General features: G+C 60.6%; 13 protein-coding genes. 1 reads left to right on the top strand and 12 read right to left on the bottom strand.

Translation table 11 applies throughout. The features are described from left to right. Nucleotides 1-41 precede the first annotated feature (41 nt). The 12 genes from steA to HMPREF3130_RS07450 all read right to left on the bottom strand — a co-directional run bounded on the left by steA (nucleotide 42) and on the right by HMPREF3130_RS07450 (nucleotide 12,360). A complete protein-coding gene (steA, locus tag HMPREF3130_RS07505; protein ID WP_070429671.1) occupies nucleotides 42-1,226 on the bottom strand; it encodes a putative cytokinetic ring protein SteA in 1,185 nt (394 codons plus the stop codon). Nucleotides 1,227-1,251: 25 nt separating this feature from the next. Continuing rightward, entirely contained in the window at nucleotides 1,252-2,991 is a 1,740-nt protein-coding gene (gene recN, locus HMPREF3130_RS07500; RefSeq protein ID WP_070429670.1) for a DNA repair protein RecN, read from the bottom strand. A 73-nt stretch (nucleotides 2,992-3,064) separates the two neighbouring features. Then, entirely contained in the window at nucleotides 3,065-4,063 is a 999-nt protein-coding gene (locus HMPREF3130_RS07495; protein WP_070429669.1) for an NAD kinase, read from the bottom strand. Continuing rightward, on the bottom strand, nucleotides 4,056-4,895 hold the full coding sequence (locus tag HMPREF3130_RS07490) for a TlyA family RNA methyltransferase (RefSeq protein ID WP_070429721.1): 840 nt from the start codon (nucleotides 4,893-4,895) through the stop codon (nucleotides 4,056-4,058). The genes HMPREF3130_RS07495 and HMPREF3130_RS07490 overlap by 8 nt, the downstream gene beginning before the upstream one ends. A gap of 5 nt (nucleotides 4,896-4,900) precedes the next feature. Next, nucleotides 4,901-5,152, bottom strand: coding sequence for a hypothetical protein (locus HMPREF3130_RS07485; RefSeq protein ID WP_070429668.1), 252 nt, complete (start codon nucleotides 5,150-5,152; stop codon nucleotides 4,901-4,903). A 6-nt stretch (nucleotides 5,153-5,158) separates the two neighbouring features. Beyond that, complete coding sequence (locus tag HMPREF3130_RS07480; protein WP_070429667.1) at nucleotides 5,159-6,199, bottom strand: HAD-IIA family hydrolase; 1,041 nt, start codon at nucleotides 6,197-6,199, stop codon at nucleotides 5,159-5,161. A gap of 110 nt (nucleotides 6,200-6,309) precedes the next feature. Next, nucleotides 6,310-7,506, bottom strand: a complete 1,197-nt coding sequence (locus HMPREF3130_RS07475) for a tetratricopeptide repeat protein (protein WP_070429666.1) — start codon at nucleotides 7,504-7,506, stop codon at nucleotides 6,310-6,312. Between the two features lie 112 nt (nucleotides 7,507-7,618). Next, a complete protein-coding gene (locus HMPREF3130_RS07470) occupies nucleotides 7,619-8,530 on the bottom strand; it encodes an RNase H family protein (RefSeq protein WP_070429665.1) in 912 nt (303 codons plus the stop codon). A 44-nt stretch (nucleotides 8,531-8,574) separates the two neighbouring features. Continuing rightward, complete coding sequence (locus HMPREF3130_RS07465; RefSeq protein ID WP_049189962.1) at nucleotides 8,575-9,333, bottom strand: iron ABC transporter ATP-binding protein; 759 nt, start codon at nucleotides 9,331-9,333, stop codon at nucleotides 8,575-8,577. Continuing rightward, a complete protein-coding gene (locus HMPREF3130_RS07460; RefSeq protein ID WP_053087279.1) occupies nucleotides 9,330-10,373 on the bottom strand; it encodes an iron chelate uptake ABC transporter family permease subunit in 1,044 nt (347 codons plus the stop codon). Before HMPREF3130_RS07460 ends, HMPREF3130_RS07465 begins: the two co-directional genes overlap by 4 nt. After that, nucleotides 10,366-11,313 (bottom strand): ABC transporter permease, encoded by a 948-nt coding sequence (locus HMPREF3130_RS07455; RefSeq protein WP_049193442.1) that lies wholly within the window; start codon nucleotides 11,311-11,313, stop codon nucleotides 10,366-10,368. The genes HMPREF3130_RS07460 and HMPREF3130_RS07455 overlap by 8 nt, the downstream gene beginning before the upstream one ends. Nucleotides 11,314-11,352: 39 nt before the next feature. Further along, entirely contained in the window at nucleotides 11,353-12,360 is a 1,008-nt protein-coding gene (locus HMPREF3130_RS07450; protein WP_049189966.1) for a siderophore ABC transporter substrate-binding protein, read from the bottom strand. Nucleotides 12,361-12,852: 492 nt separating this feature from the next. On the opposite strand from HMPREF3130_RS07450, the gene HMPREF3130_RS07445 reads away from it, so the two are divergent. After that, nucleotides 12,853-13,734, top strand: coding sequence for a tyrosine-protein phosphatase (locus HMPREF3130_RS07445; RefSeq protein WP_168157917.1), 882 nt, complete (start codon nucleotides 12,853-12,855; stop codon nucleotides 13,732-13,734). Nucleotides 13,735-13,802 lie beyond the last annotated feature (68 nt).

Raw genomic sequence — 13,802 nt, 5'->3', positions numbered from 1 at the left:
CGAAAACTTTAGGCGCTCATAGTGCTCGAATACCGCTAAAACTACTTAAACAGCCCCTGGAACCACAGTGCAATGGAATTCCAGGTATCAATCAGATTCTCGCTGACAGAACCATCACCGGAGGTACCAGCGATAGCGAAGATCACCGCAACGGCGACAAAGATAGCGAGGATTGCCCAGGCCACACCAAAACCGCGGCTATTGACCTGGTAGAGGTCGGCGACCATGCGACCGTCGACAAGCTTCTCCCCGACCTTCAAACGCGACAGCAACGCCGACGGCACACCGCTCTGATTCTCAGCATGGTAGATGCTGTCGATGTTCTGTGGGGCTCCGACGGAGACGACCATGTCGGCGTCGTGATGCGCGGCAAAGACCAGCGCCAGGTCAGTGGCGGAATCGGACAGCGCCGGGAATGTCATGGCACCAATGCCGAGGTCCTGAATGCGCTCAAGGCCCACCGCGTGACCGTCCGGGTCGGCAGGCAGAATCACGCAACCGGCAGACCGCAGCGCCTCGGAATTGATGTTCTCCGGATCGCCGATGATGTAGTCCGGCTCGTACTTCAGGTCGAAGAGCGTGTCGGCGCCGGCGTCGACGCCGATGAGCAGCGGCTCGTACTCGCGGATGAAGTTCTTCAGATCCTCCAGCGTCTTGCGGTGTCCCTCACCAGGGCTGACCACTACGACCTTGCGGCCGTGCAGCGGCTCAGTCTCGTCCGGAATGCCCAGGCCATCGATGTAGAGCGGGGACTCAGTCTTGGCGAATTCCACCAAGTTGCCGGAGAGAGCCTCCAGACGGTCGACCATGCTGGTGCGGCCCTCATCAAAGGCGCGCTCGAGCTCGTCCTGGTCGACCTCATCGCCCTGTCCGATCAGGCGGTCACCGTGGTAGAGCTTGCCGTCGTCAAGCCTGCCGTTCTTGCCGTCCTTGAGCTTCTCGAAGACCTCGTCGCCGACGTTCTGCACCATTTCAATGTCGGCGTCGCGCATCATCTGCGGGCCGTAATTCGGCACAAAACCCGTGGTAAACGCACCGGTGTTCACCACTGCGGCGACCTTGGCATCAATCAACTGCTGTGCCAGTGGACGCGAGATATCCGGCGCATCGATCACCACGATGTCGCCTTCGCCCATGCGCTTCAGCGCACGCTCCAGGCGGGAACCATCACGCACAGTCCCCGAAATGCCAGGAAGATCTTTTTCGTTCCGAGAGAACAGACTCATGGCACTTAGTGAAACATAAGTGCAGCTACTTGGCCGCGAAGGCGCGCCGAGCTTGATCCAGAAGATCTTGCGCGTGCGCACGTCCGGAGTCCGAATCGTCCAAGCCCGCCATCATCCGCGCGAGCTCGTCAATCCGCTCCTCATCGCCCAGGCTCGTCACCTTCGACGACACCGCACCAGAGCGCGCATCCTTACTGACCACCAAGTGAGTATCCGCAAACGCCGCCACCTGAGGCAAGTGCGTGACGACGATCACCTGGTTATTCACCGCCAACTGCTTCAGGCGCTTGCCAATTTCCACAGCCGCGCGCCCACCAACACCGGCATCGACCTCATCGAAAACCATCGTGTGTCCGGCCTGTCCTTCGGCGAGGACAACTTCCAATGCCAGCATGATGCGGGATAGCTCGCCTCCGGATGCGGATGAGGCCAGCGGGCGCGGCTCGGCACCTTCGTGGGCGCGGAGCTTGAACTCAATGTTGTCAACGCCAGCGGGGCCAAAGGTGTCGGCCTTGGTAATCTCCACCACTAGCGAAGTGTGCGGCATGGCCAAGCCCTTGAGCTCCTTGGTCACGGCCTCTTCCAGGTGCTTTGCGGCCTTTGCGCGGGCCTTAGAGAGCTTCCGCGCGGTGTTACCGAGCTTCTTCTCCGCGGTCTTGATCTCCGCGGTCAGCTTGTCCAGGGCCTCGCCGGAAACGTCCAGCGTGGCGAGCTTGCGCTCCGCCTTGTCCCGCCAAGCCAGGACACCGGCGATGTCCGGGGCGTACTTGCGGGTGAGATTCTTGATCTCCACCTGACGTTGCATGAGTTTGTCCAAGGACTCGGTTTCCTCCGGCAGGCCGGAGAGAAACGCGCCGAGGCCAGCGGAGATCTCGGAGAGCTGGCTGGTGAGCTCATTGAGCTGGTTGGAAAACTCGGTGAGTTCCTCGTCGTTGGCGCCGGCGAGCTCGTTTGCGGCGGCTCCGAGGAGTTCGGCAGCACCGGAGTCTTCGGTGGCCGCATCCATGCCGGTCACGCCCACTGCGGCGGCACCATCGATGGCGGCAAGCGCGACGGCTGCAGCGTCGCGGAGACCGTCCAGGTCCTGCATGCGGCGGATCTGTGAGGCCAGGTCCTGGTCCTCATCTGGTTCGGGCGAGACAGCGTCGATTTCTTCGATGGCGAAGCTGAGCTGGTCGGCACGCATGGCCAACTCGCGTCGCTTGGAGGTCTTCTCTTCCAGTTCTTTGACCAGTGCACGCCAGTGTGCGCGCTGCTGGCGATAAGTTTCTAGGGTTGGCGCGATGGTGTCGGCATCCATGCGGTCGATGGCCGCACGCTGCTCATCGGCACTTTGCAGGCGCAACTGATCATTCTGGCCATGAATGGCAATCAGGCGGGTTGAGACATCCGCCAATGCCGCAGCCGAGGCACTGCGGCCGCCGACCCATGCCCGGGAGCGTCCCTTCGCGGAGACCTGACGGGCAAGCAGATACTCATCATTTTCATCGCGCTCGCCGCCGAGCTCAGAAACCACAGCATCGATGGTGGCGGACTCTTCCTCCGAGAGGTGTTCGGTGGACACGCGGCCTTCCACCAGAGCCTTGTCGGCGCCGGTGCGTACGCGGCCGGCGTCGGCACGCGCGCCACAGAGCAACTTGAGGCTGGTGACCACCATGGTCTTACCCGCACCGGTTTCACCTGTGAGTACGGTCAGGCCTGGGCTGAATTCAAGCGTCGCGTCGGGGATAACGCCGAGGTCGCGGATGGAAATCTCAGTCAGCATGGCGCCTGCAATCAGTCCTTCCCTTGAAGTTGGGGTCTTTTCTGCCGTGGCTAAAAGGCTCCGTGTTTGGAGCCTATTGCGCCTCTGCGGGGCCGCGCCACCCGGACGTCGGCAAGCGGAACTTGTGCACCAGACGATCGGCGAACGGCTGATCATCCAGACGCACCCAGCGCACCGGCTGCGCGCCGCGCTCGATTTCGATGCGGCTGCCCGGCGGCATGGTGATGTTGCGGAAGCCGTCGAGCACCGCGACGGCCTCGGCGGTGTCGTGGTTGGTCTCGATGGCGATGGTCGAATGCGGGGAGATCACCAGCGGTCGGGAGAACAGCGCGTGGGCGTTGTTAGGAACGACCAGCATGGCATCGAGCTCCGGCCACAGCACGGGCCCACCTGCGGAAAACGCGTAGGCGGTGGAGCCGGTCGGCGTGGAAATCAGCACGCCATCGCAGCCATAGGAACTCACCGGGCGGCCATCGACTTCCAGGATGACGTCCAGCACACCGCGACGGTTGACATTTTCGATGCTGACTTCGTTCAGCGCCCAGCCCGAACCAATCACGCGGCCGGTGGTGTCACGGACGGTGGCGCGGATGGTCATGCGATCTTCGATACGCCAGGAACGCTTGATGACGCGACTAATCGCCTCCGTCATGGACTCCTGCTCCCACTCGGCGAGGAAGCCCACGTGCCCCATGTTGATACCGAGCACCGGCAGGTCAGCCGAATGCGCGATGTCTGCGGCGCGCAGGAAGGTGCCGTCGCCGCCGAGGACGAGGACGAGTTCGCATCCCGACGCCGCCTGCGGGGAGTGCCAGTAGCGCGGGTACTTGCCGAGCGTTGGGTGCGCGGCCAGCGCCTCCGGGTTCTTACCGGCCAGCACGCGGATATCAATCCCAGCGGCCTCAAGCAGCTCGGCCGCCTCTGCGGCCATTTCCAGGTTGGCGCTACGGCCGGTGTGCGGGACCAGCAGAATCTCGCGCTTGCCGGCGCTGGTCTTGGGCTTGCTAATCCCTGAGCTGCTCCTCGTGCTAGTCGGTGAGCCGGTCGGTGATTCGGTCGGTGAGCTAGTCATTGTGCGGCCCCTCCTCGACGGCCTTAGCGATGGCCGCAGCCATAGCCTCATCACCAATATCGCTGGTGCCGCCGTCTTTCACCAGCCACAGGAAGAACTCCACGTTGCCACTCGGACCCGGCAGTGGGCTGGCCACGGCCGCGCGGAAGGACAACCCCAGCGTGCGGGCGTACTCAGCGACTTCCTGGACAACTTCCTGACGCAGCGCATCGCTACGCACAACGCCACCGGAGCCAAGGCGCTCCTTTCCCACCTCGAACTGCGGCTTGACCATCGGCAGCAGGTCAGCGCCCTCGTCCAGGCAGGAAACAATCGCTGGCAGCACCAGCTTCAAAGAAATAAACGACAGGTCTCCAACCATGACATCGGCCGTGCCGCCGAGAATCTCGGGGGTCAGCGTGCGGACATTAGTCCGGTCGAGCACGACCACCCGCGCGTCATCCTGCAAGCGCCAAATCAGCTGACCGTAGCCGACATCGACGGCGTAGACGGTCTCGACATCGCGACGCAGGCAAACATCGGTGAAACCTCCAGTGGAGGCACCGGCATCCAACACCTTCCGGCCCTTCAAGTCCAGGCCCTGCGGCTCGAAAGCTTCCAGCGCCCCAAGCAGCTTGTGCGCCCCGCGCGACGCCCAGTTCTCGTCCTCTTCCAGGCCACTGACGCGAATGGACACGTCCCCTGTCACCGCAGTCGCGGGCTTGGAGGCAACGAAGCCACCGACCTCGACTCGACCGGCTTTAATCATGTCCACTGCCGCCTCACGGGAGCGAGCAATCTTCCTTCGCACCAGCTCCGCATCGAGCCTGCGCTTAGGAGGTTTCTTTGCCACCGCGTTCACTTTCCTTCCCTGCGTGACGAGCCCAGGGCCTCATACAAAATCTCATGCGCCCACTCGAACTGCGCGACTCTCTCCTGCGGAGTCGGCGCTGGTGCGGATAGTGCAGCCGCAACCTGCTCCCGGACGGCCTCCGGAGTTACCTCGCGCGCACCGGGCATTGCCGCCGGGCTAGGTACAGGGCCGGGTTTCGGCCCCGGCACGGGACCAGACTCCTGCCCCTGCCCCGGCTTCGGTGCGATCTCACTCATCCGCTATCACTTCCGCCAGGCAGCCAGCGCTGCCTCAGCAGCCGGGCCCTCCGCGCGGACCTGCGCGACCTCGACTGCGCCAGCACGACCAGCCTCAGAGTTCCACACCACATCCGCGACCGTCAGCAGAGCCGCCACCGCGGCCTCCGCCGGGTTCGCCAACCGCCAATCCTCCGTGTCACCGCCAGAAAGAACGATGACACCGGCCTCCGCATCGTCGTAACGCGCGGTGAAACCAGCCTGCGGAGCCGGACGTGCCTGATCCAGCTCACGATTCAGCGCGGTCATATCAGCACCGATGAGCGTCGGGCGGTGCTCAGGCGGCGCCGCGACGACATCCATATGCGTGGAAACGCCCGTTACCACCATAAACGTGTCCATCTTTGCAGCGTTTCCGCCCGCGATGTCGGTATCGAGACGGTCCCCAATCGCCAGCGGATTCTTTGCGCCCACACGCTCCGCCGCCTTAATGAACATCGGCGGCTTCGGCTTACCGGCCGACAGTGGCGCCACGCCCGTCGTCGTCGAAATCGCCGCAGCCACCGAACCATTGCCGACCAGGAAACCGCGCTCCGACGGCAGCGTCGTATCCAAATTCGACACCAGGTAGCGCGCACCCCGCGACACCGCCAGCGCCGCCTCCGACATCTGCTTCCACGTCATCTCACGGTTAAGCCCCTGGAAAACCGCCGCAGGGTTGTCATCAGCGGAATCCACCACGGTGTACCCCGCCTCACGAGCCAACTGCTTAAACGACTCCGCCCCCAACACAAAAACGTTCGAGCCCGGCTCAATGACCTCCGCAGCCATCTCGATGGCCGCCTGCGCCGACGTCATCACATCTTCGGCATGCACGTCATACCCCAGCTCATTGAGCTGATCCGCCACCGTCTGCGGCGCACGCGAGGCGTTGTTCGTAATAAACACCATCGGCAGCGCCGCCTCAGTCAGCCCCTCCAGCGCGTTCGGAATCGCCGCGCCGCCCTCGTAAATCGTGCCATCCAGATCCAGCAGAGCGGCATCATAGGAAGAAGCGACAGAAGCCATGGGGGTTCATTTCTCCTTTTACGAAATAGGAACGCTTTACGACGAATTGTAGATGCGCAGCCGGATTGCGTCAGCGGTGGCTGGTTGTGCGAGCCGGGCAGCTGGGCTGTTTACTTGCTCAGCTCTTCGATGCGCTCGCGAGCATCGAGCATCTGGTCGACATCAATCTTGGCGCAGCGGGTAAACCACACCTTGGCATCGTCTTTACGGCCGGCCTCCACCAGCGCATCAGCGTAGGCGTAGAACAGACGAGCTGCTTCGAAGTCCTCGCGATCCGGGTTTAGATCCTGGGTCTCCAGCTCAACCAGAGCCTCATCAATCTGGCCCATATCGCGGCGAGCACCTGCGGCGACGATAGACAGCTCAGTCTTGGACTCGTTATCCAGCTGCTTGGCTTCCTCGGAGCGAGCCAGCTCGATGGCCTTCTCCGGGCGGCCGAGGCCGCGCTCACAGTCCGCCATCACCGCGAGCATGCCCGGACCACCGGAGATGCGACGAGCGGCACGCAACTCAGCCAGGGCTTCCTTCCACTCACCTGCGTGGTAAGCGGCGACACCAGCTGTCTCACGAACGACACCGACGCGGCCTGCGCGGTCCTTCGCTGCGCGGGCGTGCTCCAGGGCACGCTGCGGGTCTTCAGCCATCAGGATTGCGGCCATAATCATGTGACGAGCAACCTTGTCGGCGTTGTCCTTAGCCAGGCTCTTCAGATCCTGGCGCACGCTCGGGTCGAGCTCGTCTGCACGAATGTCATCAGGCAGCTTCGGCTCGTTCTTGCGGGCCTCAATGCGCTCCTCGCGGAAACCTGGGCGCTGCGGGCCGGTGCGGTGCGTACGCTTCTCATCCTGGAAGCGGCCACCACGGTTGGAGCGACGTGGCTTGCCACCACGACGGTCGAAGTTGCGGCCTCCCTGGCCGCCACGTCCGCCCGGGCCGCGACGATCATTGCGGTCGCCCCGGTCGTTGCGGTTGTAACCGCGCTCGCCGCGCTCATTACGATCATCGCGATTGTTGCGGTTGTAACCACGACCGCCACGACCACCGCGTTCATTGCGGTCACCGCGGTTAAAGTCACGATCGTCGCGATCATCACGACGGAAGCCCCGCGAACCACGGGAATCGCGGTTGCCGCCATGACCACCGTGACCACCACGGCCACGACCACCTGGGCCACCGCCCTGTCCACGACGATCGTTGCGGTTGCGCCCGTTAAAGCCGCCCTCGCCACGACCATGGGAACGGTTAGACCCGCGGTTTCCGCGATTTCCTCGGCCTTCGCCGGAACGAGGACCTTCGTGCTCAGCCATGAAGTCGGAGCTCCTTATATGTAATGAGTAAAAGAATTTATGTGTTTTCAGGCTACCAGTAACCCCGGATTGCCTGGTGGTCTACCTAAAAGACCAAACTTTCATACTACTGCTAAGACCTGCCTACATTCCAGCCCAGCAAACGCGCGGAACCTGTGGCCTTCCCCACTGCCTGGGACAAATCCCAGACAGCCAAGCCAACCCAGTCGTCGGTGGTGAACTGCGCAGTAGCGGTGGTTCCCTCGACGCGGAGCTCATGCTCGGCATCCGAAAGCCCGTCTGGCACGGCGAGGTTGGCGCCCAGGGCGTCGTTAAGCAATGCCTTGAGGTCGCGGGCATTACCCTGCTCAGCGCGATGTGCGGCGCGGCGGAAAACGGTGAGCGCTTCCTTGGCGGCGTCCTCGGGCGTCACGGTGGTGTCGGCAGCGAGGTCAAAGAGACCCTCCTGCTCGAAGGTTGCGGTCTTGGGTTGTTTGGGCTCGGAGATAGGCGCGGCGGGCGTGGTTTTTGTCGGCACTGCATTCGCCTGTGCTGCATTCGTCTGCCCGCGACTCCCCGCGCCGGCGAAACCTGGACCCTCGGGCACTGCGGTGCCCTTCTGATACGCGGTGGCGGCGGCTCGGGCGCGCTGATCTGCAGCTTCGTTCATGTCGTGGCCAGAGTGGCCCTTGACCCATTCGAGATGAATGTTGCGACCAATGAGCAGCTGGTCGATGTCCTGCAAGATGTCCACGTTGAGGACGGGTTTGCCGTCGCGCTTCTTCCAGCCCTTGCGCTTCCATCCCGGCATCCACTTGGTAACGGAGTTAATCACGTACTGCGAATCGCACAGGACGAACAGTGGCTCATCGGGGATGTGAGCGGTGGCGCGGAGCAGCTCGGCAAGAGCGGTGAGCTCCCCGCGGTTGTTGGTTCCCTCTTTCCATCCGCCGGCGGCCCAGCAGCTGTCGTCGATATACCAGCACCACCCGGCAGGTCCGGGATTGTGGAGGGCGGAACCGTCAACGGCAGCAGTAATAGTCATGAGGCTAGATTGTATCGGCTGCGTGGACCCGGCCTGGAATTGGCTTAAGAGCCGTAGCAGGCGACCGGGCCGTGCGGGCCCTCGACGATGTCAATCTGAGTGTTGAAGATTGGGCTCAGCACCTCCGAACGCATCAGCTCTGAGGTTGGGCCGTGCTCAACAATCTGGCCGTCTTTCACCGCACAAATGTAATTGGCGTAGCGAGCCGCGAAATTGATGTCATGCAACACCACCACCATCGTGCGCCCCAACTCGCGCACTGCAGTGCGCAGGTACGACATGATGTCGACCGAATGAGAAATGTCTAGGTTGTTCAACGGCTCGTCGAGAAGCACGTAATCCGTCTCCTGACAGAGCACCATTGCGACATACGCGCGCTGACGCTGACCGCCCGAGAGCTCGTCGAGGTAGCGGCCCTGGAGCGACTCGAGGTTGAGGAACTCGATGTACTGAGAGATGATGCGCTCATCCTCGGCGGTCAGGCGCCCCTGGCTGTACGGGAAGCGGCCGAAGCTGACCAGCTGGCGCACGGTGAGACGCGTGACGAAGTGGTTGTCCTGGCGCAGAATCGACAGCACCTTCGCCAGATCCTTCGACTTGGTCTTGCCCACGTTGTACGGGCCGACGTTGATGTCGCCGGAATCGACGGCCAGAAGGCGGCCAATCATAGTCAAGAGCGTGGACTTGCCCGCACCGTTCGGTCCGATCAGCGCCGTGATCGCGTTGTTTGGAATTTCCAGGTCAACGGGGCCAATCGACACCTCACTGGTATAGCTCTTGCTTACACTGTCGAGGAGAATCATAGCCGTCCCTTCTTCAAAACGACGTAGAGGAAGATCGAACCGCCAACCAGCTCGATAATGATGGACACCACGCCCTGGGCATAGAAAACGTGATTGAGAATGAAATACGCACCGGCCAAGGTGACGTAGCCGATCAGCGCCGCCATCGGCAGCACAAAGCGATGGTCATAGGTATCCGCAGCCTGGTACGCAATGGTCGCGACCAGGAAGCCGAGGAAGGTCATCGGGCCGACCATGGCCGTCGATACGGCCATCAGCACCGACACCGCGACCAGCACAGTGATGGACCGAACCTGGTAGTTCACACCCAGATTCGTCGCGACTTCGCGGCCGAGCGACATGACGTTGAGGGCCCGCGAATGCAACGCGATCACCACGATCGCCCCTATCACGAGCGGAATCGCCACCGGGAAAAACTCCGGGTCAGCGTTGTTGACAGAGCCGAACAGCCGCGCCGTCAGCAGGTCAAAATCCGAAGGCGTGAGCATGCGCTGCATGAACGTCGACAGCGAAGCCAGTCCGCCACCGATGACAATGCCCACCAGCAGCATGCTGTGCATATCCGCGCCCTGCCCGGTCAGCAGCCACGCATACAGCACCAGCGACAGCCCCACCATCAGCGCGAGCTGCAGCACAAACGCGCCAACCGAGCCAGCTTTCATCAGGCCGGTCGCACCGAAGAAGTACACTGCAGCGGTACTGATAGCCACGTACAGCGCCTCAAAACCCATAATCGACGGCGTAATAATTCGGTTATTCGCAATCGACTGGAACGCCACCGTCGCGACGGCATGGCAGCAGGCAACCACGATCATCGCAATGACCGCATCAAGGCGCCGACGCGCGATCAGCCAAAAGCCGTCCGTACCAAACGGCAACGGATTGTCCCATGCAAGCAGACCCGCGGTAAACAACGTCGCCAAGCCCGCCAGCACAGCAATGATAATCCAGTACCTGCGCGCCGCTGCACCCGTGCTAAACGACGTCGTTTGCGCCCCAGCCGGGTCGGCCACCGTATGAGTTGAACTGAGATTAAGCACGACGCCGCTCCACAATCAGATAGACGAAAATGGCAGCACCCAGGATGCCGAGAATCACCGATACTGGAATCTCGAACGGGGCGATAATGACGCGGCCAATCAGGTCCGCGACCGTCACAATGGCAATGCCCACCAGGCATACCCAGGGCAGATTGGAGCGCAGATCATCGCCACGGAACATGGAGACGATATTCGGGACGATGAGCCCCAGGAATGGGAGGTTGCCCACCACGACGGTGACCAAACCTGTTGCGATTGCAATCAGCCCCGTTCCCAGGAACACGATTCGCTTGTAGTTCAGACCGACGTTGGTGGCAATGTCCTCACCAAGCCCCGCAACCGTTAACCGATCGCTGAATACGAAGACGATTGCAACCACGATGACGACCAGCCACAGGAATTCGTACTGCCCTTTATAAATGGCAGTAAAAGAGCCTGCGAACCACACGCCTAGCGACTGCAGCATGTCCGTCTGCAACGCAAAGAAAGTCGAAATCGAACTGACTACCGCACCCAACATGATGCCCACGATGGGCACAACCAGACTTGACTTCAAAGCGACACGGCGCAAGAACAGGAAGAACACTGCCGTGCCGATGAAAGCGAAGATGATTGCCCCACCCATCCGGCCAAGCATCGAGGCCGAAGGAAAGAAATACATCACGAAAATCAGGCCGAGACCAGCCCACTCCGTGGTTCCCGTGGTGGTGGGTTCGACAAACTTGTTGCGCGTAAGTAGCTGCATGACCAAGCCACACATCGCCATCGCGGCACCCGAGAGCACTAGTGCAATGGTGCGCGGTATACGCGTAGTGGCGAACATCTCCCAGCCGTCGTCGGCGCCCAGGATGTCGTATTGGCCTACAAACAGCGACATAGCCACCAGGACTGCCACAAAGGCAATCCCGATGGCTAGTCGGGAATCCAGTAACTTCTGCATAGAGTTGGTGAGGTACTCCTGTGACTGGTCAGAGAACTATTAGGCCTGCTCGAAGGCGTCGGCAAGCCCGTTCAGAATCTCCGTGTACGTGATGATGGACTCGTTGGTGTAAGTGTCCTCTGGGGCGTAGTAGATCTTGCCCTCCTTGACTGCCTTCACGTTCTTCAGCGGAGCGGCTTCCTCGACCACAGACTGTGCCGAACGGTACTCATCGGTACCGCGGACAGAGGTGCCAGCATCGCGGTCAAGCACCATGATGAAGTCCGGGTTTGCCTCAGCGATGGACTCGGCGGAAATCTCATCACCCTGGTGGTCATCGCTGGCCTTGTCGACCTCCAGCGCCGGCTTCATGCCAATCAGGTCGAACAGCGGGCCGAAGGTACGACCAACAGTCGGAGCAATGTAACCGAGGGTGCCGCCCGACGAGTTCAGCGCCATGACCTTCACGTCCGGGTTGTAAGCCTTGCGAGCGCGCTCCAGAGCCTTGTCAAAGTCTGCGATGAGCTGATCGGCTTCCTTCTCCTTACCGAAGATGGTGCCCAGGCCCTTAGCGTGGCGCTTGAGCTCCTCGTCCAGCGGCTTGCCCTCGCGCGGCTCAAACTCCACAATCGCGGAGTTCGGAGCGAGCTTCTTCAGGTCATCGTAGTACTTGCCGAAACGCTGACCGTTCACAATCAGGTCCGGGTCAGCAGCAGCAACAATTTCGAGATTCGGCTCGCGGTGATTGCCGATGTCCTGAACGTCAGGATTGTCCTTGTAGTCGGAAACCGTGAACGGGATAATCGGTTTAGGAGCTGCAGCCAGCTTAATACCCCACTGATCGAGCATCTCGAAGGAACGGTTATCCGTCGCCACAACAGAGTCAATCTCGGCAGGTACGGTCTGCTCACCATGATTATCAGTAACGGTAATAGTAGACCCGTTGCCTGCAGCTGCAGACTTATCCTCGTTACCGGCATCAGTAGAACATGCACCAAGAACAAGTCCAAGGCTCGCAACAGATGCAACTACGATATTGCGAATACGGCCGGAGTTAGAACGCGCCACTTAAAGGCATCCCTTCGGTCACAGTAGGATTGTTAAACAAACGCGACTTAGACGCCGTTACCCAATCACTTACTTAGGTAATCATTACCTGTGAGACATTAGCTTAGGGTTCCCTATTTAACAAGTAAATACGTTATGAAATTGCGCAATATTTAGGGCATGTTTCGAACTTGTCTTAGTGTTGGCTAATTTGGACTGGTAGCGGACCTTTTCCGAGTAGTGCAGCCAGGTACCCCCATTACGTTCTTACCGCGTTCCAAAGGACCTTGTTGCGCCGGCGAGGCTATGCGAGTGCGCGGGCAAGACTATGCAGGAAAGAGCTTTTCTTATAAGTTGCCGAAAACCTGAAGCACACTAACCTCAATACCCGTGAATCCAACTAACCTAAGCCGCGCGAATCATCGCGCTAAAGTCTCTGCCCTAACCGCGGCCCTTCTTCTACCACTCGGCACTATTGCCCCATCACCCGCGTTAGCTAGCCCTAACACCGCGTTGTTTAATGCAGTCACACCAGGGATTAGCGCGACCGAAACACAGGACGCCGGCCAGACTACTACCGCCACGGCACCAACCGGATCTCCAACCCCTATCGAGTCCGGCTCACTATCCTCACTCAGCAACTTCCGCGATGTAGCGGGCAGTAGCGCCAACCTAATCACGACCGAGGACGGTCGCCGCATCCGCCAAGGCCTCGCATACAGGTCAAACGCCTTACGGGAGCCAAGCGACGAAGATCTTGCCCGCATGACGCAGGCAGGCGTGACACGCGTCGTCGATTTGCGAAACATTAAAGAGCGCAGCGAAGGCCCAGACGTCTTGCCCGACGGCGTGACTTACCAGGTAGCGGACATCATCGATGTTCGCAATGGCTTAGGCTTCGTGAAGAGTCCTGTCGCAACTACTGGCGAGCAGCTTTACGGCCACGCGCCCGAGTTCTACGAAGCAGCGGGAGACAGCATCAAAGCGCGTGATGCAGAGATTTTCGACGATGAAGTGAAATACTTCGGCCAACTGCTCGGCTATGAATTGATGATTACCGGAGAAGCACCGCGAACCGCTTGGAAGGATCTTCTCCAAGCACTCGCATATGAAGACGGCGCCGTCGTTTTCCACTGCAGTGCTGGCAAAGACCGAACCGGCCTCGGTGCCGCGTTCCTCTTGGCCATCTTGGGAGTTAGTTACGAAGCAATCGAGCAGGACTTCCTTGCCAGCAACGCTTACCTCAATCGTGAAGACGCGGTAGACAAAAAGTGGCTCAAGATGTCGTGGGACGCTATCGAAGAGAACTACGGTACTTTCGACAACTTCGTCCGACAAGGCATCGGGCTTTCCGACGCTGACATCAACCAATTGCGCCAGAAGTATCTGGTATAGAGCCACGCCTTACCACAACAACCGTCGTTGAATGTTGTTTACTCGTGGGTAACAAAAAGTGGGCCGCA

Origin of the sequence: Corynebacterium sp. HMSC14B06 (assembly GCF_001807075.1) — a bacterium.
In the GTDB taxonomy this organism is placed as follows: Bacteria; Actinomycetota; Actinomycetes; order Mycobacteriales; family Mycobacteriaceae; genus Corynebacterium; species Corynebacterium jeikeium_D.
Note: the sequence above shows the minus strand (reverse complement) of the source record. Positions and strands in the feature narration are given on the sequence as shown.